Here is a 20645-nt window from a genome sequence, read left to right on the forward strand (position 1 = left end):
TTTCCTACAAAATAGATTTTGTGGTCAAACCATTCTAACTTGTTGTGAAGGGGTGTTAATTTGCTTGTGAGGTAATTTTAAAACAAAAAAAATGCCCCGTGAAACACGAGGCACTTATATTATAATCATTTGAAAGACAATACTTATACTACATTAATATACTTTCTAACAGCAATGTATTTCGACTGCGCTAAATATGACATATTGAAATATGATTTCATCATAAACAGATTGCTTGGCTTTGCTCGCAATGACGTTATAAATTAAACGCTGACTTTATCTCTGCTACTTTATCTAATTTTTCCCAAGTGAATAATTCTACTTCTTTTTCGATACGACCGTTATATGGCGATTCAAAAACCTTAGTAACAGTTGTTGGCTGTTTCCCCATGTGACCGTATGCAGCGGTTTCTAAATAAATTGGGTTTCTTAGTTTTAAACGATCTTCAATAGCAAAAGGCCTCATATCAAATAACTGCGCTACTTTCTTAGCAATATCACCATCACTCAATCCTACTTTTGATGTACCGTAGGTATCTACATAAATAGAGGTAGGCTCTACCACACCAATCGCATAACTAACTTGCACCAAAATCTCAGTTGCTACACCTGCAGCTACTAAATTCTTTGCTGCATGACGTGCTGCATAAGCTGCACTACGGTCTACCTTACTTGGATCTTTACCGCTAAAAGCACCACCACCGTGAGCTCCTTTACCACCGTAGGTATCAACAATAATCTTACGACCTGTTAAACCGGTATCGCCATGCGGACCACCGATTACGAATTTACCTGTTGGGTTAATATGATACTTGATCTGATCATCGAATAATTTCTGAGTAGCTGCAGGCAATTGCGCTTTTACTCTAGGTATTAATATTGAAATAATGTCAGACTTAATTTTCGCTAACATTTTTTCATCATCTGCATCAAAAGCATCATGCTGTGTAGAAACTACAATAGTATCTATACGTATTGGCTCATTGGCATCTGAATATTCTATAGTAACCTGTGCCTTAGCGTCTGGTCTTAAATAAGAAATCTCTTTATTCTCGCGACGCATTTCTGCCAATGTATGCAGAATTTTGTGCGAGATATCTAAAGCTAATGGCATGTAGTTCTCAGTCTCGCTAGTTGCGTAACCGAACATCATACCTTGATCACCAGCACCTTGCTCTTCTTTTGAACCACGGTCAACACCTTGGCTAATATCTTGAGACTGCTCGTGTATCAACGATATTACTCCGCAAGAATCTCCGCTAAACTGGTATTCTCCTTTTGTATATCCTATTTTATTAATGACTTCACGGGCAATGTTCTGTACATCTAAATAGGTATCACTTTTTACCTCACCTGCTAATACAACTTGACCAGTTGTTACTAATGTCTCACAAGCAACTTTACTTTCTGGATCAAAGGCAAGAAAATTATCTAATAACGCGTCACTGATTTGATCCGCAACTTTGTCCGGATGTCCTTCACTAACAGATTCTGATGTAAATAAATATGGCATAACAATCTTTTTTTTTCAAAGGATTTGAATGAATGCCGAAAAGAAGTATGATGCGAAGTGATATCAACATCAACTGCTTTAGCATTTTTTTCGCTTTATACCCTAAGGCTAAAACAGAGGTTGCAATCAGTCAAATCCCTCCTCACTTTTTTAATTCAGATGCAAAAATAGAAAAAATGTTCTGTTCAATTCTTAATATGATGTTATTTATTGACTCAATTAAAAGATTTGATAATTCTTGCCCTAAATCTGCTAGAATTAAAGATCATACTTCACAGACAATAATAGATATCTAGGTTGTACAAAATAGGCTTGTGTACTAAAGAATAATTCGTTGGTACTATCTCTATTTAATGTAGTAGTGTTTAATAGGTTCGTTCCTTTAATACCATATTCCCAACGGCTATCTTTCTTTTGGTATGTTAGGTCAGCTTCTAAAAAACTATAAGTATTAGAAATGGTATCGGCATCATCGGTATAATTGTAATAATCATAATCTACCGTAAATATGAAGTTCTTTAAAAAACTGGCATCAAAACGAGCATAAGGTCTGCTCGTATAAAATGTGGTTTCTAAATCTCCATTCTCGTAATTGTTTACCGTATACCTATAGCCTAATTCTAAATTAGGAGCGTCTTTGAAATTGGTAGAAAGCGCTGCATTATAATTCTGTGTTAATGAATTTGATGTTCGTTGCGCGTTGTCAACCAAGTTGTTCGTAGTCGACCAACCCAAATTACCTTGTAACGATGCTTTTATTTTACCGAACGTTCGCTCATATTTTCCGCTTGCGGTTAAAGATTCATCATCAAAGTTAGAATTGATAGTACTACTTACCCTATTGATGCCAATAATATTCACACCGCTTTTTAATGCATCTATTCTTTTGGTATACGCCACGTTCGCAAAAATATTGGTGAAATTGAACATGTTAAAGCTGAAAAAATTTAGCGACACATTATGGTTCAATGCACTTTCTAAATCGCGATTACCACTATACAACGAATTGTAATTATTAAGCACATAACCTTGCGCAAAATTACTGACATCTGTAAACGACCGGGTTACACGATAATTAAAACGAAGATTCTCTGATTTCTTTAGTTGCGCGTTAATATACAAGTCAGGCAGCAGAGACGTTAAATTATCTTCTACCACTGTACCTAATTGTTCATTCTTAACATTGAACTGATGCAGCGTAACACCAGGGTTAAAAGTAAATATCCCCGAAATAACTTTGTAATGTAAGCCTGCATATATATCGGATACATGAAAACCTACTTCATTACCAAACTCATCGCCGCTCATATTTAAAACAGACTCATTATCTAAAATCTGAAATATGTTTGAATTGAAATTCTGATTACTCTGTGTAGTACCTAAGGTTAAATTAATATTGCTTTTGCTCCCCAACACCCTATAATAATCTACCTTGGCATCGACCTTATTGGTCACGACACTTTTTGCCTGATTGATATTATATACATCTTGATTTTCATCTACAGGGAAAATATCTACAAAGGCAAATTCGTTACGTATTGCCTCATAAAAAGGATCTTCATCAGCGTATAAATATTGTGCCTCTACCGCAAATATGTTCTTTTCGTTTAACGTGTAATAGATATTTAAATTCTGGTTTACCGATAAAGGTTTCTGCTTTTTCACCTCATCAATTTGATCGGTAATGGAAGAAATGGAAAGTACGTTAACTTCCTCTCTATCATCCGATTGTTTTAAAAGTGCATCAAAATCTAACTGAAAATCTTCATTAGGTTTGTATTTGGCACTCAATTTTGCTAAACCTAAATGTACGGTTTGATCTGTATTGGTGGTGGTGCTTTCTATATCATTACTGGCAATATATGATGTGGTACCTTCAGATTTCATGAGCGTACCTGTGTATGAATAAATACCGAATCCGCTTAAATCCAACCCTTCCATGGGTGCATAACTAAAATTAGCCGCCGCAAATTTAGTATCAATATCATTTGCCCTATTATTCTGTGCCGAAGAAAGCCCTAATGCATCGGCACCTGTAGAAATGGAACTACCTCCCCTGGAATTCAAATTTCTGAATCCGCCTGTAAAGTTTCTATAATCGCTACGGGTAAAAGGCACTTCACCTATATTATTTAAATCGGTGATGATATTAATACTGTATTTAGGACTGTAGTAAAATAACTTTGGGTGCGCTAAATACCTATCATCAGGACCGTAGCCTGCCGTTAACTCACCAAACCAAAAATTCTTTTTCCCCTCTTTCAACTTTATATTTAAAGCCACATTGTCATCGTCATTTGTCAACCCTTTCATTTGAGAAACTTCATTGAAATTTCGCAACACCTCTACTTTACTTAAGGCATTCGCCGGAATATTCTCTACCGCCAACTTCGTATCGCCGTCAAAAAAATCTTTACCTTCTACCATGATCTTACTTACGGTCTTACCCTCTACTTCTATTTGACCGTCATCGTTTATCTCAATGCCCGGGAGGTTTTCTAACACATCTTTTAGTTTCTTTTCTGTGCCAGAAACAAAGGCATCTGTATCATAAACTATAGTATCTCCTTTGACAGAAACCGGCATTTCATAGGTAACATCTACCTCATCTAATTGTGCCGCTTGCTCTTGCATGACAATATCTTTAACGGCATCTTGCTCGCCGGCAGTAAATGTGAACGATTCTGGTTTAAAACCGAGGTAAGTCACTTTTACCGTATACTGCTCCCCTGTTTTCAATTTCAATTTAAAGAGTCCCGCATGGTTGGTAATTCCGTAAGATTCTAAACCTTGTGTTGCAGTATTTATAGCAATAACGTTCGCCATATCTACACCAACGCCCAAGCTATCTTTAACGGTACCTGATAACGATATTTCTTGAGCCGAACCAATAGTTGCTACTAGCAGCAATAGGGCAAAAAGCACTTTATTTATCATGTGATTGCTATAAAAAAGAATGAATTATGAAAAAGTATTTTAGTTTGGTCTACCGCCACCACGACCGCCACGGTTTCTAAAATTCTCACGCATTTCTTTCATCTTCTCTCGAGAGATTTCATCATATTCTGCCTGCGTTACTTTCTTGCCTTTACTTGGCGCTTTTATTTCAATTTTCTCTGAAGGGTTCATCGTAATTTCAGAGCAAACAATAGTTGTAACATCATCGTTTACGGCGAGTATTAAACCCGGAAGACCCCAATATAATCCTGGACCTTGATTAATAGGCACTTCAGGAGTATACCATGCCACAATTTCCACTTCTTTTATCGTAAATTCTTCTTCTTTATTCTCCTCCTCTTTATTTTCTTCACCCCTACCTGGTCTTCTGAAAATAGCGCTCATATTTGGTCTTTTGATAGTCTTTGTAGCTGTTGCCTTAAAAGCAGTATAACTACCTATTTTCTTAGATTCGCTGCCCATTTTCCAATCTAAGGCTTCTAATTCATCATCGATCAAGAAAATTTTACCCAGTAATTCATTCTTTATCAAATACCGCTGATCTTTAATATTCTTATATAAATCTCCATCAGTACCAGCCATAGCACCAAAGCGCGGACCACGACCGCCACCTCCTTCACCTGGTTGTTCCAGTTTTTCTTCCTCTTTATAAAAAGATGCTGTTTTATCAAAAGTGAGCACAAAAGTTTTTTCATTCGCCTTTTTCATACGCTCCATCATAGATTTCTTTCGGTCTTCTGGTATATTTCTATTACCAAAATCGAAATTTACCTGCGTTTTACTCTGATAAACTGCATTACCTTGAAAATCTTGTGCTTGCGCGGTAACACCTATAAAAACAATTGCATATGCTATAAACCAATTAAATCTTTTCATTTTCTAAAATTAAATATAGAAGTATGACATTATTTTTCGCTTTTGGTTTAATCGATATCTGTTAATAAATGAATTCAGGTAATTATTTTTATACCATACAACAAATATGTTTTTACTTCCTGTAGTTATCTTGTATCTTGTACCATCAGAATCTTATTCTGATATAAGAACACAACCATTAATCAATTTAATTCTATGCACATAGCAGTTGCCGGAAATATCGGTGCCGGAAAAACAACCCTAACTAGATTACTATCAAAACATTATAAATGGGAACCTCATTATGAAGATGTTGTTGAGAACCCATATTTAGATGATTTTTACAATCAGATGGAACGCTGGAGTTTTAACCTTCAGATATACTTTTTAAATAGTAGATACCGCCAAATTTTACAGATTAAAGAAAGCGGAAAAGAAATTATACAGGACAGAACCATTTATGAGGATGCGCATATTTTTGCACCTAACCTTCATGCGATGGGTTTAATGACCAATCGTGATTTTCAGAATTACTCTAGTTTATTCGACCTAATGGAAAGCTTGGTGCAACCGCCTGATCTTCTAATATACTTACGTAGCTCTATACCTAATCTGGTAAAACAGATTCACAAAAGAGGTAGAGAATATGAAAACACGATTTCTATTGACTATTTAAGTCGATTGAACGAACGTTACGAAGCTTGGATTCATGGATATGAAAAAGGAAACTTATTGATCATCGATGTTGATGATTTAGATTTTGTTGACAACCCTGAAGATTTAGGTAGCATACTTAATAAGATTGATGCTCAAATTAACGGTCTATTTTAAGTTCACTTTCGAAAAGCCCGAAACCATTGGAAAATTTTGAAAAAAAAGTTACCCACTTTCTTCAAGATGGAATTCCTTTTTTATTTATAATCGATTTTAAAAAATCGGTTAAACAGGTATTTACATATGAAGAAGCTGCCAAAGAAAACATCTTCTTTTCTATTAAAGATAATAGAAACCACCAAACACTTGCCCACACAAAGCTTGAAGGTGTAAATTTTGACCTAAAACCAACCTTGGTTTCTAAAGAAATTTATGAGAAAGCCTTTAACACCGTTAAACAAGAACTAAATAATGGCAATAGCTTTTTGCTAAATCTTACATTCCCTACTGCTCTTAACACAGTGATAGGTTTAAATGAGATTTATCATAAAGCTCATGCGCCATACAAGCTTTTATACAAAGATAAATTCGTTATTTTTTCTCCCGAATGCTATTTAAAAATCAAGAATGGGAAAATTTTCTCATACCCTATGAAAGGTACGATAAATAGCGACATACCGAATGCACAAGAATTATTGCTTTCCAACAAAAAAGAACTGTACGAGCATAATACTATTGTAGACCTTATACGCAACGACCTTTCTATGATTGCCAAAAAAGTAAGGGTAAATAAATTTAGATTCGTAGATAAAATTAAAAAAGGAAATCAAGAACTATTACAGACCAGTACTGAAATTCAAGGCGAATTACCTGAGAATTGGAAAGATAACTTTGCCTCTTTATTACTAAAAACACTACCGGCAGGATCCATAAGCGGAGCGCCTAAAGAGAAAACTTTAGAAATTATTTCTAAAGCGGAAATCGCACCACGTGGTTTCTATACCGGAATCTTCGGAGTCTTCGACGGAAAGCAAATCGATAGCGCTGTAAGCATTCGATTTATAGAAAAAATGAACGATAAACTTGTTTACAAAAGTGGCGGTGGCATTACTCATTTGAGCGAGATGGAAGAAGAATACCAAGAACTTTTAGAAAAAATATATGTACCTATTATTTGAATCCGTTTGCATTGAAAATAGCCAAATTAAGAATGTAGCATACCATGAGGCTAGATTCCATAGATCTTATATGCAGCAGTATAAAACCCACCCAACTTATACATTGTTTGACGGCATTCATCTAACAAATTTAGACGACAACTTAAAATATAAGTTGCGCATAGGTTACAAACAAAATGGTACTCGCTACTCTATTTCTGAATATAAAAATAGCATAGCTACCTCACTAAAGTTGGTAAGTGACGACACCATTTCTTACGCCTTAAAAAAGAACAATCGCAAAAAGTTAAATGCACTTTTTTTACAAAGAGGCGAGGCCGATGATGTTTTGATTATTAAAAACGGACTAGTTACAGACGCATCTTACTCAAATATACTTTTCTTTGACGGCAAACAAATAGTAACTCCTTCTACTCCCCTGCTTGAAGGTACTTGCAGAGCTAGACTTTTAGATGAAAATAGTATTGTCGAGAAATCTATTTCGGTAGATGAACTGCAAAATTTTGAAAGTTTTCAGTTGGTCAATGCACTCAATGACTTTGATGAAAGCAGATGGATTTCCATTCAAAACATTAAGAAGGACTAAAGCTTAAATGAATCCGTTTTTCTTGGCGTGGTCTATAGCTTCTGCTGTTTTATTGACCATTAAAAAGGGAATATCCTTAAAATCTACAAATAGATTTTCTATTCTCTTCATTCGTTTTGAGTGATTTACACTTCGTAAATAAATAGCTTTTATTCTACCAGGAAAAAGTGTGGAAATCTCCTGATAAATATCCCCATCTTTTTCACCACTATCGCCGATTAGTATAAATTTCAAATCTGGATAGGATTTTAATAAGTTCGATATCTCTTTTTGCTTCTGCGGCTTCTCATCACTTTTCTTCCTCATTTTAAAGCTCGCCATACTACGCAATAGAATAGGACCTTTAGGGAAATTATTGGTTTTTAAGAAAAGCTCAAGATACCTGTATAAATTCCACGGACTATGACTTACATAAAATATTGGATTTGCTTCATTACCCGTTTTCCCTTGGTGTAGTTTTGTGTAAAAATCTGAAGTCCCTTCCAATTGTAATCGCTTGGTCGCACGTTTGAACATGGTATTCAAAATCACTTTCCATTTAAGCGAAGATACAACGCCAGTATGCAGAATAGTATCATCAATATCGCTGATAACCCCAAACTTGGCATTTTCACTAGGTATCAACATCTCACCCGGAAAACGGTTCTGCAAAATTATCTCTCGTTTCAGATTGGAATTTGTAAACGATAACTCGAACGTAACCCAACCTTCTTCATTTGCTAATTTTTGGAGTCCCGCAATATTCTCATCAATTAGATAATATCCGTCTTCATCTGTAGCGCCATTAACCGTGTCTCCATTGGAGAAGGTAATTTTTAAAGGAGCATTTTTAATTTCATCCGTTTCAAAACGCTTCCAGGTATTCTTCATCAGATTAAAAATACCTTTCTGATCTAAATCGATATTTTCATCTTCAATAGCTCTACCCCTAACATACAGGCGACTATTGCTACCGTATGACTGAAAGTTGATGATTTGAAGTTTATCTTTCTTAAAAATACCCATGGGCATAAAATTACGGTCTTTCAGCAACCTTTAAAATTTTTATTTCAATAATTATTGATTTTATCATTCTAAAATATCCTTTACTAATGTAGATAAAAAATAAAAGTGCTTTCACTCACCCAAAAGCAGCGTTAACTCATTACTCGTTTCACAGCCCTTAGGTTTGCCATAGTTTTAGACAAGCAAAAAAATAATAACCCTACTTGTTTATACAAGTCTAAAATTCAAATATTATGAGACCAAAAAAGAATCCACAGAATGACCTGAACAAAAAGAGCGGAATGTTCTTTGTAATCGGACTACTATTAGTATTAGGTATGGTGTACACTGCCTTAGAATGGAAATCATTTGACCCCATCTATGATATTGATGTAGCCATGAACGATATTGACCCCTCTATTGAAGAAGAGCCTACTGTTTTTCAATTAGAAGTAACTCCACCACCAAAACCACCAGTTCTACCAACTGAGATAGAAATTATTGAAGATGATGACCCTATTGAAGAAACTGAAGTTATCGCCATCGAAGTAAATACGGAAACCGAGGTTGTAGATCCCTCAGATTTTGAAGTAGTAGATGTACCTGTTGAAGTCGATGTAATTTGGACAACTATAGAAGAAGTACCAATTTTTCCAGGTTGTGAAAATGAAAAAGATAAAAGAGCTTGTTTTAATGACATGATGCAAAAGCATATTCGTAAAAACTTTCGTTACCCAGAACTAGCACAAGAAATGAATATTCAAGGTAGAGTGAACACTCAATTTATGATAAATAATGATGGCACTATTGGTGCTATTCTGAAAAGAGGTCCGCATGATGTACTAGAAAAAGAAGCGGTAAGAATTTTGTCTAAACTGCCAAAAATGACTCCTGGAAAACAAAGAGGTGCTGCTGTAAAAGTTTCTTTTGCAATTCCAATCACATTCAAACTACAATAGTTACAAAACAAAAAACCCTCAGCTAAGCTGAGGGTTTTTTTATATTCTAAATGTGAAATTACTATTTATTAATCTCCACTTTTTCTATAGTAATTTCTGTAGCGGTTCCTTTCTTGGCAATTGTTGCATTTTCAAATGCTTGCAATTGCGCTTCAACCTCTGCTTTTGTACCATTATAAACTGCTTCTTCAGTAATAGATTCACCATTTACCGTAGTAGAATAAGTAACAATAGCTTCCGCCAAATCAGCACTTTCTACATTCATTTCTATAGTAACCTCTTTCGTATCATTTAACGATGCAACACCTTCTTCTGCATGACCGCCTAATATTGGTGCAATTACCAAACCTATTAAGCAAGTCAATTTAATTAAGATGTTCATTGAAGGACCTGAAGTATCTTTAAAAGGATCACCAACAGTATCACCAGTTACGGCTGCCTTATGAGCTTCTGAACCTTTGTACGTCATTTCACCATTGATCTCAACACCTGCTTCAAATGATTTCTTGGCATTATCCCAAGCACCACCAGCGTTGTTTTGAAAAATTGCCCATAATACACCAGATACGGTAACACCAGCCATATAACCACCTAACATTTCTGCAATTGCCAATTTGTTCATTCCGAATAACATAGGAACGAATGCAATGACCAACGGAAAACCGATAGTTAATAAACCAGGTAACATCATTTCTTTCAAAGAAGCTTGCGTAGAAATAGCTACACACTTATCATATTCAGGCTTACCGGTACCTTCCATAATACCAGGTATTTCTTTAAACTGACGTCTAACTTCCTGTACCATTTCCATCGCTGCTTTACCAACAGCATTCATTGCCAGTGCAGAGAATACCACTGGTACCATGCCACCTACAAAAAGCATTGCCAATACCGGAGCTTTAAAAATATTTATACCATCAATACCCGTAAAAGTTACATAGGCTGCAAATAATGCCAACGAGGTTAATGCTGCAGAAGCAATAGCAAAACCTTTACCTGTAGCCGCAGTCGTGTTACCTACAGAATCTAATATATCTGTTCTTTCTCTTACGATTGGTTCTTGCTCACTCATTTCAGCAATACCACCTGCGTTATCAGATATTGGGCCAAAGGCATCAATCGCCAATTGCATAGCCGTAGTTGCCATCATTGCAGAGGCAGCCAAAGCAACACCGTAAAAACCTGCAAATGCATAAGATGCCCAAATAGCGCCCGCGAACAATAAAACTGACGGGAATGTAGAAATCATACCCGTTGCCAATCCTGCGATAATATTCGTACCTGCACCTGTTGAAGATTGCTGTACAATTTTTAAGATCGGAGACTTCCCTAATCCGGTATAATATTCTGTTACTGAACTAATAACTGCACCTACTACTAAACCAACCAAAGTGGCATAGAATACACGCATTGAAGATATTTCTAAAAGTCCTTCACCAAAGAATTCCATTTTCATGGTTTCTGGCAACATCCAAGTAACCAAGCCAAAACATGAGATCGCAACCAAAACAATTGATGTCCAGTTACCAATATTCAAAGCTCCCATAACCTCAGCTTCTTTGGCATCGTTGCTTTTTATTTTCACCAACATGGTACCGATGATAGATATAATAATACCTGCACCCGCAATTGCCATTGGCAATAATATTGGCCCGATACCACCAAAAGCATCAGAAATACTGCCACCCATATCTTTAATTACATAGTTACCCAAAACCATAGCTGCCAAAACTGTTGCTACATACGAGCCAAATAAATCTGCCCCCATACCTGCAACGTCACCTACGTTATCACCAACATTATCGGCAATTGTAGCTGGGTTACGAGGGTCATCTTCCGGTATACCAGCTTCTACCTTACCTACTAAATCTGCACCTACATCGGCTGCTTTGGTATAAATACCGCCACCTACACGAGCAAACAATGCAATGGACTCCGCTCCTAAAGAGAATCCTGCAAGGGTTTCTAAAACAATTGTCATATCCATAGTCGATGTCCAAACACCGCCCATGAAAAATTGAAAGAATGCTATAAAGAATATTGTAAGACCTAATACAGCCAAACCAGCAACACCAAGACCCATTACGGTACCGCCACCAAAAGAAATTTTCAATGCATTAGGCAAACTTGTACGTGCCGCCTGTGTAGTTCTTACATTGGTTTTGGTTGCTATTTTCATGCCTATATTACCTGCGTAAGCAGAAAATATAGCACCAAAAATAAATGCTATTACAATTAGCCAATGCGTTGTTGGCACTATAAAAGAAACTATTGCAAGTAAAACACTTACCACTACCACGAATATGGCCAAAAGCTTATATTCTGCACTTAGGAAGGCGAGGGCGCCCTCATAAATGTAATCTGATATTTCTTTCATTTTTCCATCTCCGGCATTTTGCTTTAATACCCAAGATCTTTTAATGCCCATATAAATTAGGCCTAGTACTGCCATAAAAATTGGCATGTAAATCATCATTGACTCCATTTAATCTATTTGTTAGTTGTTAGTTCGACTAATGTAGTAAATTAGAATAGAATAAAAAAAGCCACTTTTTATTAAAAAAAGTGGCTTTTATAAAGTAAAATATTATTTATATGACAAAAGTGCGCTTCGCTTTATGTTCGCTCTCGTCATATCGCTTAACACATTCGTGATAAATTTCGATTGCTTTAGCAGCATCACTCCACCCGCCTGTATCCACTTTTTTCTCTTCTAAATCTTTATATACTTGAAAGAAATGTTCGATTTCTTTTAATCTATGCGGATTCAAATCACTTATATCATTGTTATTGCTCCAGATTGGATCTGAAACCGGCACACAGATAATTTTCTCATCTGGACCTTTCTCATCTGTCATGTGAAATACGCCTATAGGCTTTACTTCCATCACCGTCATTGGATATGTAGGTTCTGTTCCCATTACTAAAACGTCTAATGGATCTTTATCTAACGCTAAAGTTTCAGGTATGAATCCGTAATCACCAGGATACATCATTGAAGAAAATAACATACGGTCAAAACGAATTTTATGTAAATCAAAATCGTATTCGTATTTGTTTCTGCTTCCTTTCGGAATCTCTATTAAAACATCAAAGGTTAAGCCTTTTGCTGCTGCCATATTAAAAATTGTTTAATTTATAGTTTCTTATGAAACGTTACTAAGTTGTTATAATTGTAAAAATTAATCGAATTAAAAGACAAATCCAAACGTACCGGTTACACCGAACTTTCTCGCATCGGGATTTTCTAAATAATTTCCTCTAAAATTAAAATCTAATCTAAATACCTTAAAGATATTACCGATACCGAAAGAATATTCGTAATATATTTTATCTGATGGAGCTCTTAATGGCGTATTTATTGTCGCTGGGGCACTTAAGGCAATATTTTCATCAGACAAATCTCCCCAAACTCCGCGAATAGCTACAATTTCTCTTAAATTATATTTTCTTAAGAACGGAATTCTAGAGAAAAACCGACCGTTAAAGTTATGTTGCAAATGTACAGCCGCATAGGTATCTGTCACAAATTCATAAAAATCTAAATTTGGGAATGTGCCATAATTAGAGAAAAAGGTTTGATTGCCAGGTACTACACTCAACAGCCCTAAAGGAACCTCACCAAATGTTTTACCAAGCTCAACTGTACTTAACAATCTACCAAAGCCACCCAATTGCCAAGGCTGACTATATGAAAACTGAAGCTTACTATAGTCAAAATCGCTATCAAGCACTCCCTTTGTTCCTTTGGTGTAATTTAACAATATAGTACTATATGTATCATTTACATCTCTACGTTCAACACCAAAACCTATGGTTTTCTTACCTGGGGTATACAATACCAATGCATTAAAATCAAACTGTCGAATTTCTGATGAAATCCCTGTTGGAGATTCTGGATTTACATAATCTAAACTAAAATCACCGGGCAATGCAGAACTCAAGGTTCTGAACGTACCACCTACAGATAATTTTAAATTGGTTAGTGGTTCAATTTCAAAATTAAGTGCACTTAAATTAATATTCGTTAATCTATTATTTGCACCTACAGTTAATAATGAAGAAGATGCAATACTTCGACCCAAAACGTCATTAGTTGCCGTTAGACTAACACCAAGTTGCTCTATGTCTCTACGGTTACCACCAGAAACGATTAATCTGCTATTTTTATCTAGCAGCATTTTACCCGCCAAGCCGTGTTTAAATTTATGATCTTTGAATCCGTATGCCGTGTATCCTTCAACTCGCCAAAGATCATTTTGCCCATAGTATGTTCTTGCCCCAAGTCGCACTCTTGCGCCTTCTGCAGTATTGTAGCCGAAGAAATCATAAACAGATCCTAAATCTAAGTTCCATTTATCTACCTCAACATAACCTGAACCTAAAATACTTACAAAATTATAATAGGTTTTAAATTTGGGTACGGTCTTAAGGGTGTCTAGCAACTTATAAATACCCTGCTCATCTTTATTTAAACTTTCTAACCTGTTCTGTTCCCAAAAGGCATCGTCTTTAATAATTTGCGTAACATCTAACGGGTTTCTATCTTTTTTATAGACCTCTCTAGGTTTAACTTTATTGAACTCGTAATTATCATAAACACTTGTTCGTTTACCATACAATCCTTTTGATTCTTCTTTTTTATTAAAGCTGAAATCACTCAACATATAATCGCGTTTCAAAAGAAACACAGAATCATTCATTACTTCAAAATCTTGCTCAATGTAGATATCTTTGACCCAGTTAATATTGGCACTTTTGGTTACTTGAAGATTAATATTTTTTACCGCAAAGGTGGAATCATTCACCCAAAAATCTCCTTTAAAGGTCAGTTCGTTTTTACGACGCGGATAGTATACAATATTATAACACCACTTATTATCTATAAAAGCACTGTCTCGAAGTGCATAATTATACACATCTACTCCGGTTTTTGATAGCGGACTCGTAAAACTCTTATCAAAGAACTTCAAATAGTTATTATATACATCGTACTCCTGGTACAAATCTTTTACAAAGGCAATAATAGCTTGATTGTTTTCAAAACCTGAGTTTTTGTTACCAAGTACCTCTTCTTTCTCTTCTTTAATTCTATTATCACCGTAAACTTTAGAAAAGGTTTCGTTTAAGAAAATTGGCAAATAGGTTTTACCCGTAATACGAGAGGTATCTAAATCTTGAAAAACAAATTCCAGTCCTTTAAATATTTTACTTTTAATTAGTGAGCTATCAATGGTATTGAGATCGAATTCGACTTTTTCATACTTATCAAACGCATATTGATTAAACTGTCGAACCCCGTTTTGCCTCTTTTTAGCCCATATTTTTCTTAATATATCTATAGCAGGGTTATTCTTTTTAGATTGTTTACCCGCAATTAAAACCACTTCGTTTAACTGCTCAGCAGCTTCAATAAGTGTAATTTTTAAATCAAAAGAAACTTTAGAATCTAACCGCAATTCATAATCTGTATACCCTATAAACGATATGATTACAGTGGGGTACTCGTTTTCCGACTCCAGGTAAAACCTACCGTCGTCATTTGTAATGGTGCCTTCTGTAGAATTCTTAAAAAAGACATTCGCAAAAGATACAGGCTCACCTTGCTCATCGATGACAATACCACCAACCTTGGTCTGACCCTGGGCTATGAAAAAACATAGACTTAAAAATGTAAAAAATATTACCCTCATTAAAATTAGTCGTTCAAGATATTTTTTTCGCAAATAGCATACCAATAAAAAAAGCTTCTCCAGACTTGGTCGGAGAAGCTAAAGTACTTTACAAAAGTATATCTTTTATTTGTATAAAACTCTTTTAACAGCTTCAACAACATCTTTATAATTTGGCAACCACTCTTCTAACAGTACAGGAGAATAAGGTGCCGGTGTATCTGCAGTGTTAATTTTAACAATAGGCGCATCTAAATAATCGAATGCATGTGCCTGTACATGATAGGTAATTTCTGTTGCAACGTTACCAAATGGCCACGCTTCTTCTAAAATAACCAAACGGTTTGTCTTCTTAACAGATTTCAAGACAGCCTCGTAATCCAAAGGCTTAACTGTACGTAAATCAATAATTTCACAGCTAATTCCTTCTTTCTCTAATTCATCGGCAGCTTTATCTGCTTCTTTAATAATCTTACCAAATGAAACTATTGTTACATCTTTACCTTCTCTACGAATATCTGCAACACCTAATGGAATAGTGTAATCACCTTCTGGCACTTCACCTTTATCACCATACATTTGTTCAGACTCCATAAATATTACAGGGTCATTATCTCGAATTGCAGCTTTTAACAATCCTTTGGCGTCTGCCGGGTTAGATGGCACAACAACTTTTAATCCCGGACAATTAGCGTACCAACTCTCAAAAGCCTGTGAATGTGTTGCCGCCAATTGACCTGCAGAAGCTGTAGGACCTCTAAATACTATAGGACAAGGAAATTGCCCACCGGACATTTGTCTGATCTTTGCTGCATTGTTTATAATTTGATCGATACCTACCAACGCAAAGTTGAAGGTCATGAATTCTATAATAGGTCTATTACCCGTCATAGTAGAACCAACTCCTATACCAGCAAAACCAAGTTCGGAAATTGGAGTATCAATAACCCTTTTAGGACCAAATTCGTCCAACATACCTTTGGAAGCTTTATAAGCGCCATTGTACTCAGCTACCTCTTCACCCATTAAATAGATAGATTCATCCCTCCTCATTTCTTCGGACATGGCCTCGGCTATTGCTTGCCTAAATTGTAGTGTTTTCATGTATGGTAAATATTATTCTTTGTTATATGCTAGAAAGCAAGCAAAAATAGGAAATATAATATCAAAAAATAGAATGCCATATTTAAAAAAAGTTATAAAATTTACTATGCATGCATAGTAAATTAGGATTTAAATAGCTATCTTCGTCACCATTGATATAAAGTTTTTTAAACATGAAGATATTAGTTTGCATAAGTAATGTTCCAGACACAACGTCTAAGATAAATTTCACAGATGGCGATACAAAATTCGACACTAACGGTGTACAGTTTGTAATTAATCCGAATGATGAATTTGGATTGACCAGAGCTATGTGGTTTAAAGAAAAACAAGGTGCTACAGTACATATAGCTACTGTTGGCGACCCAACCGTTGAACCGACAATGCGTAAGGCTCTTGCCATTGGCGCAGATGAAGCTTTCAGAGTAAACGCGGAACCTACCGACGGATTTTTTGTTGCACAACAACTTGCAGAAGTTGTTAAGAACGGTGGTTACGATTTAGTTATTGGCGGTAGAGAATCTATTGATTATAATGGTGGTATGGTACCAGGTATTTTAGCTACTTTAACGAATATGAATTTCATCAACTCTTGTATCAACCTTGAAATTGATGGCAATAATGTTACAGCTGTTAGAGAAATCGATGGCGGGAAAGAAAAATTAAGCAGCTCATTACCTTTGGTAGTAGGCGGCCAAAAAGGTCTTGTTGAGGAAAGTGATCTTCGTATACCCAACATGCGAGGTATTATGATGGCAAGAAAGAAAACACTTTCTGTTCTTGAACCTGTTGATGGGCTTAAAGCAACTGAAGATAAAAAGTTCGACAAACCTGCTGCAAAAGGTCAAGTTAAGCTTGCCGATAGTGTAGATCAATTAATTGACCTACTACATAACGAAGCAAAAGTCATTTAATAACCTATGTATTAGGTAACCATTAAAAATAAAAAAGATGTCAGTTTTAGTATATACAGAATCAGAAAAAGGGAAATTTAAAAAGAATGCGTTCGAGGTTGCCTCATATGCCTTTGCAGTTGCCAAAATGATGGGTACAACTGTTACAGCAATCGCTTTCAATACTACCGAGGGCGAATCTCTTGGCGAATATGGAGTTTCAAAAGTAATGAACGTTAAAGATGGCTCGTTAGAAACTTTTAACGCTGGTGCGTTCTCAGCATCTATAGCTGAAGCAGTTAAAAGTACAGAAGCAAAGGTTGTTATTTTGAGTTCAAGCACAGATACAAAGTACTTAGCGCCTTTATTAGCCGCCAAACTATCTGCTGGTTACGCACCAAATGTAGTTCAGGCTCCAGATAGCACTTCTCCATTTACGGTTAAAAGAACTGCTTTCAGTAATAAAGGTTTTGCACACACTCAAATAGATACAGATATTAAAATAGTAGGTGTATCTAATAATGCTTTTGGTGCTCAGGAAAACAAAACAGCTATTTCTATTGAAGAAATTAGTGGTGCTACAGATGCTGCTACAAATGACACTAAATCTGTTGAAATAGATAAAGTTGTAGGTAAAGCCACTATAGCAGATGCTGATGTTGTTGTTTCTGCAGGTAGAGGAATGAAAGGACCAGAAAACTGGGGAATGATAGAAGAACTTGCAGATGTCTTAGGTGCTGCAACAGCTTGTTCAAAACCAGTATCTGATCTTGGCTGGAGGCCTCACGGCGAGCATGTTGGACAAACAGGAAAGCCAGTAGCGAGTAATCTTTACATTGCTATCGGTATTTCTGGAGCGATTCAACATTTAGCTGGGGTAAGCGCTTCTAAAACAAAAGTTGTTATCAATAACGACCCTGAAGCACCTTTCTTTAAAGCTGCTGATTACGGTATTGTTGGAGACGCCTTTGAAGTAGTTCCACAATTGATTGAAAAATTAAAGGATTTTAAAGCACAAAACGGGTAATTTTTTGTTATTTTGTGCCCCTTAAAGGGCTGTTCGTATAGTTGGAGCCCCAAGTATTCGAACAGCCTTTTTTAGTTGAAAATCTATGAGTCTAGTACGATTAAAAATAAAAGGTATCTCTTACAGCCAAACTCAGAACGGAGCTTATGCTCTTATTTTGAATGAAGTTGAAGGCGATAGAAAATTACCTATAGTAATTGGCGCTTTTGAAGCTCAATCCATAGCAATTGCTTTGGAGAAAGAGATAAAGCCCCCAAGACCGCTTACACACGACCTTTTTAAAAACTTCTCTGATAGGTTTGATATCGTGATCAAACAGGTTATTATACACAAATTAGTCGATGGCGTATTTTACTCGAGCATTATTTGTGAAAGAGATGGTATCGAAGAAATCATAGATGCCAGAACCAGTGATGCTATTGCCTTAGCACTGCGTTTCAACGCTCCTATTTTTACCTATAAGACCATATTGGACAAAGCGGGTATTTTCTTGAAATTTTCCTCTAAAGAGAAAGATAAAAAAGACAACGATGACAGCATAATGGTCGATGAAATTTTGCAAGAAGGTGAAACTATAGAAATAGAATCTGGTGCTAGCGATGGCTATACAGAACTTACTATAGATGAACTTGAAGCAGAATTAAAAAAGGCAGTCACTAACGAAGACTACGAAAAGGCGGCAAAACTGAGAGATGAAATCTCTAAACGCAACTAAACATTAAATAATAGTTTATGAAAAAGGGCAAATGGTTGCTATTTTTTGCACTAATTCTTACCACAATTACTTTTGCTCAAGACGTAGACGTAACTCAAACCATACAAAGTACCACTGACACTACCCTGGCTGAGAATGTAGCAACTGCAAGTGTTATGGGCATGGAACCTAATGAAGGCTTTTCATTTAATAGTCTTGGTAGAGGTATTCTGGGCATGGCCGTGTTATTACTGTTGGCATTTTTATTCAGTTCTAATAGAAGAGCTATCAATTGGAAAACTGTTGGAATTGGTCTAGCACTTCAATTGGTTATTGCTATTGGTGTACTTAAAATACCTTTCGTACAATTGGTTTTTGAACAAATAGGAAGAATTTTTGTCAGTATACTAGAATTTACACGCGCAGGCAGTAAATTTCTTTTTGAAGGTTTGGTAGTGGATACAGGTACTTTCGGATACATTTTTGCTTTTCAAGTGCTACCGACCATTATATTTTTTTCTGCTCTAACATCTCTTTTATTTTACTTAGGATTGATACAAAAAGTAGTAAAATGGCTTGCATGGGCACTTTCCAAAACGTTGGGTATTTCTGGACCAGAAAGTCTTTCGGTAGCCGGAAACATTTTTCTTGGACAAACTGAAGCTCCTTTATTGATAAAAGCATATCTAGAAAAAATGACCAAGTCAGAGATTCTATTGGTCATGATTGGTGGTATGGCAACCGTTGCCGGTGCAGTTCTAGCTGCTTATATTGGTTTTTTAGGTGGCGAAGATGAATTGTTACAATTAGTATTTGCAAAGCATTTATTAGCAGCTTCTGTTATGGCAGCTCCTGGAGCCATAGTAATATCAAAAATACTATACCCACAGACAGAAGAAGTAAATAGTGATGTCCACGTTTCTTCTGAAAAAATCGGTGCCAATGTACTTGATGCAATTGCAAACGGAACTACCGAAGGTTTAAAACTTGCAGTAAATGTAGGTGCTATGCTTTTAGTTTTTGTAGCGATTATTGCCATGGTAAATGGTATTCTAGAATGGACCGGAGATTTTACGCACCTAAATAGTTGGATAGCTGAAAATACCTCGTATTCTAAATTTTCTCTTGAGGCAATTTTAGGTACCATATTCGCTCCTTTAATGTGGCTTATTGGTGTAGCAAACGAAGACATTATGTTAATGGGGCAATTGTTAGGTATTAAATTGGTTGCAAGTGAATTTGTAGGTTATATACAATTGGCAGAGTTAAAAGACATTGCCACAATGCCACATTTAAAGTTCAATAAGTCTGTAATTATGGCTACCTATATGTTATGCGGTTTTGCAAATTTTGCTTCTATCGGTATTCAAATTGGCGGTATTGGATCACTAGCACCAGGACAAAGAAAGACTTTATCCGAATTTGGAATGAAAGCAGTTTTAGGTGGTTCATTAGCATCATTACTTTCTGCAACTATTGCGGGTATGATTTTAGGGTAATAATATTTCCAACTTTAATTTAGTTAATAAGATCTTCATAACCCATACTTTAAATCCCACTCAAAAATT

Annotated in this window: 16 protein-coding genes; 8 read left to right on the forward strand and 8 right to left on the reverse strand. The window is 35.9% G+C overall.

Features of this window, described 5'->3' with window-relative positions; all coding sequences use genetic code 11:
* Window positions 1-256: 256 nt before the first annotated feature.
* From metK to CLV90_RS17975, 3 genes are all read right to left on the reverse strand, one after another.
* Window positions 257-1513 (reverse strand): methionine adenosyltransferase, encoded by a 1257-nt coding sequence (metK, locus tag CLV90_RS17965; protein ID WP_133688897.1) that lies wholly within the window; start codon window positions 1511-1513, stop codon window positions 257-259.
* A gap of 258 nt (window positions 1514-1771) precedes the next feature.
* On the reverse strand, window positions 1772-4450 hold the full coding sequence (locus CLV90_RS17970; RefSeq protein WP_133688898.1) for a TonB-dependent receptor: 2679 nt from the start codon (window positions 4448-4450) through the stop codon (window positions 1772-1774).
* Between the two features lie 39 nt (window positions 4451-4489).
* Window positions 4490-5347, reverse strand: coding sequence for a GLPGLI family protein (locus CLV90_RS17975; RefSeq protein WP_133688899.1), 858 nt, complete (start codon window positions 5345-5347; stop codon window positions 4490-4492).
* Window positions 5348-5542: 195 nt separating this feature from the next.
* On the opposite strand from CLV90_RS17975, the gene CLV90_RS17980 reads away from it, so the two are divergent.
* The 3 genes from CLV90_RS17980 to CLV90_RS17990 are packed head-to-tail and all read left to right on the forward strand — an operon-like array spanning window position 5543 to window position 7744.
* Entirely contained in the window at window positions 5543-6157 is a 615-nt protein-coding gene (locus CLV90_RS17980; RefSeq protein ID WP_133688900.1) for a deoxynucleoside kinase, read from the forward strand.
* Window positions 6158-6183: 26 nt separating this feature from the next.
* Window positions 6184-7158: an aminodeoxychorismate synthase component I gene (locus tag CLV90_RS17985; RefSeq protein WP_133688901.1), complete on the forward strand. Its 975-nt coding sequence runs from the start codon at window positions 6184-6186 to the stop codon at window positions 7156-7158.
* Window positions 7142-7744, forward strand: a complete 603-nt coding sequence (locus CLV90_RS17990) for an aminotransferase class IV (protein WP_133688902.1) — start codon at window positions 7142-7144, stop codon at window positions 7742-7744. The genes CLV90_RS17985 and CLV90_RS17990 overlap by 17 nt, the downstream gene beginning before the upstream one ends.
* Before the next feature lie 3 nt (window positions 7745-7747).
* On the opposite strand, the gene CLV90_RS17995 is transcribed toward CLV90_RS17990, so the two are convergent.
* Complete coding sequence (locus CLV90_RS17995) at window positions 7748-8776, reverse strand: App1 family protein (RefSeq protein WP_341777696.1); 1029 nt, start codon at window positions 8774-8776, stop codon at window positions 7748-7750.
* A 206-nt stretch (window positions 8777-8982) separates the two neighbouring features.
* On the opposite strand from CLV90_RS17995, the gene CLV90_RS18000 reads away from it, so the two are divergent.
* The gene (locus CLV90_RS18000; RefSeq protein ID WP_133688903.1) at window positions 8983-9687 is read left to right on the forward strand and encodes an energy transducer TonB; all 705 of its coding nucleotides are present in this window, start codon (window positions 8983-8985) and stop codon (window positions 9685-9687) included.
* A 61-nt stretch (window positions 9688-9748) separates the two neighbouring features.
* Here the strand turns inward: CLV90_RS18000 and CLV90_RS18005 are convergent, their stop codons facing one another.
* From CLV90_RS18005 to CLV90_RS18020, 4 genes are all read right to left on the reverse strand, one after another.
* The gene (locus CLV90_RS18005; protein WP_133688904.1) at window positions 9749-12172 is read right to left on the reverse strand and encodes a sodium-translocating pyrophosphatase; all 2424 of its coding nucleotides are present in this window, start codon (window positions 12170-12172) and stop codon (window positions 9749-9751) included.
* A 106-nt stretch (window positions 12173-12278) separates the two neighbouring features.
* Window positions 12279-12806 carry an inorganic diphosphatase gene (locus CLV90_RS18010; protein WP_133688905.1) on the reverse strand — a complete coding sequence of 176 codons (528 nt, stop codon included), beginning with the start codon at window positions 12804-12806 and terminating at the stop codon, window positions 12279-12281.
* A gap of 72 nt (window positions 12807-12878) precedes the next feature.
* Window positions 12879-15380, reverse strand: coding sequence for a DUF5686 family protein (locus tag CLV90_RS18015; protein ID WP_133688906.1), 2502 nt, complete (start codon window positions 15378-15380; stop codon window positions 12879-12881).
* A gap of 105 nt (window positions 15381-15485) precedes the next feature.
* Window positions 15486-16463: a pyruvate dehydrogenase complex E1 component subunit beta gene (locus CLV90_RS18020; protein ID WP_133688907.1), complete on the reverse strand. Its 978-nt coding sequence runs from the start codon at window positions 16461-16463 to the stop codon at window positions 15486-15488.
* Between the two features lie 173 nt (window positions 16464-16636).
* Between CLV90_RS18020 and CLV90_RS18025 the strand changes: the two genes are divergently transcribed.
* From CLV90_RS18025 to CLV90_RS18040, 4 genes are all read left to right on the forward strand, one after another.
* Complete coding sequence (locus CLV90_RS18025) at window positions 16637-17377, forward strand: electron transfer flavoprotein subunit beta/FixA family protein (protein ID WP_133688908.1); 741 nt, start codon at window positions 16637-16639, stop codon at window positions 17375-17377.
* A 37-nt stretch (window positions 17378-17414) separates the two neighbouring features.
* Window positions 17415-18383 (forward strand): electron transfer flavoprotein subunit alpha/FixB family protein, encoded by a 969-nt coding sequence (locus CLV90_RS18030; RefSeq protein WP_133688909.1) that lies wholly within the window; start codon window positions 17415-17417, stop codon window positions 18381-18383.
* A gap of 85 nt (window positions 18384-18468) precedes the next feature.
* On the forward strand, window positions 18469-19098 hold the full coding sequence (locus CLV90_RS18035) for a bifunctional nuclease family protein (RefSeq protein ID WP_133688910.1): 630 nt from the start codon (window positions 18469-18471) through the stop codon (window positions 19096-19098).
* A gap of 17 nt (window positions 19099-19115) precedes the next feature.
* Window positions 19116-20576 (forward strand): NupC/NupG family nucleoside CNT transporter, encoded by a 1461-nt coding sequence (locus CLV90_RS18040; protein ID WP_133688911.1) that lies wholly within the window; start codon window positions 19116-19118, stop codon window positions 20574-20576.
* Window positions 20577-20645 lie beyond the last annotated feature (69 nt).

The organism is Maribacter spongiicola, assembly GCF_004364165.1.
GTDB lineage: Bacteria > Bacteroidota > Bacteroidia > Flavobacteriales > Flavobacteriaceae > Maribacter > Maribacter spongiicola.

Excerpts from the sequence above, each read along its gene's own strand:
- metK (WP_133688897.1), bottom strand. The coding sequence starts at position 1,513 with ATGCCATATTTATTTACATCAGAATCTGTTAGTGAAGGACATCCGGAC.
- CLV90_RS17970 (WP_133688898.1), bottom strand. The coding sequence starts at position 4,450 with ATGATAAATAAAGTGCTTTTTGCCCTATTGCTGCTAGTAGCAACTATT.
- CLV90_RS17975 (WP_133688899.1), bottom strand. The coding sequence starts at position 5,347 with ATGAAAAGATTTAATTGGTTTATAGCATATGCAATTGTTTTTATAGGT.
- CLV90_RS17980 (WP_133688900.1), top strand. The coding sequence starts at position 5,543 with ATGCACATAGCAGTTGCCGGAAATATCGGTGCCGGAAAAACAACCCTA.
- CLV90_RS17990 (WP_133688902.1), top strand. The coding sequence starts at position 7,142 with ATGTACCTATTATTTGAATCCGTTTGCATTGAAAATAGCCAAATTAAG.
- CLV90_RS18000 (WP_133688903.1), top strand. The coding sequence starts at position 8,983 with ATGAGACCAAAAAAGAATCCACAGAATGACCTGAACAAAAAGAGCGGA.
- CLV90_RS18005 (WP_133688904.1), bottom strand. The coding sequence starts at position 12,172 with ATGGAGTCAATGATGATTTACATGCCAATTTTTATGGCAGTACTAGGC.
- CLV90_RS18010 (WP_133688905.1), bottom strand. The coding sequence starts at position 12,806 with ATGGCAGCAGCAAAAGGCTTAACCTTTGATGTTTTAATAGAGATTCCG.
- CLV90_RS18015 (WP_133688906.1), bottom strand. The coding sequence starts at position 15,380 with ATGAGGGTAATATTTTTTACATTTTTAAGTCTATGTTTTTTCATAGCC.
- CLV90_RS18020 (WP_133688907.1), bottom strand. The coding sequence starts at position 16,463 with ATGAAAACACTACAATTTAGGCAAGCAATAGCCGAGGCCATGTCCGAA.
- CLV90_RS18025 (WP_133688908.1), top strand. The coding sequence starts at position 16,637 with ATGAAGATATTAGTTTGCATAAGTAATGTTCCAGACACAACGTCTAAG.
- CLV90_RS18030 (WP_133688909.1), top strand. The coding sequence starts at position 17,415 with ATGTCAGTTTTAGTATATACAGAATCAGAAAAAGGGAAATTTAAAAAG.
- CLV90_RS18035 (WP_133688910.1), top strand. The coding sequence starts at position 18,469 with ATGAGTCTAGTACGATTAAAAATAAAAGGTATCTCTTACAGCCAAACT.
- CLV90_RS18040 (WP_133688911.1), top strand. The coding sequence starts at position 19,116 with ATGAAAAAGGGCAAATGGTTGCTATTTTTTGCACTAATTCTTACCACA.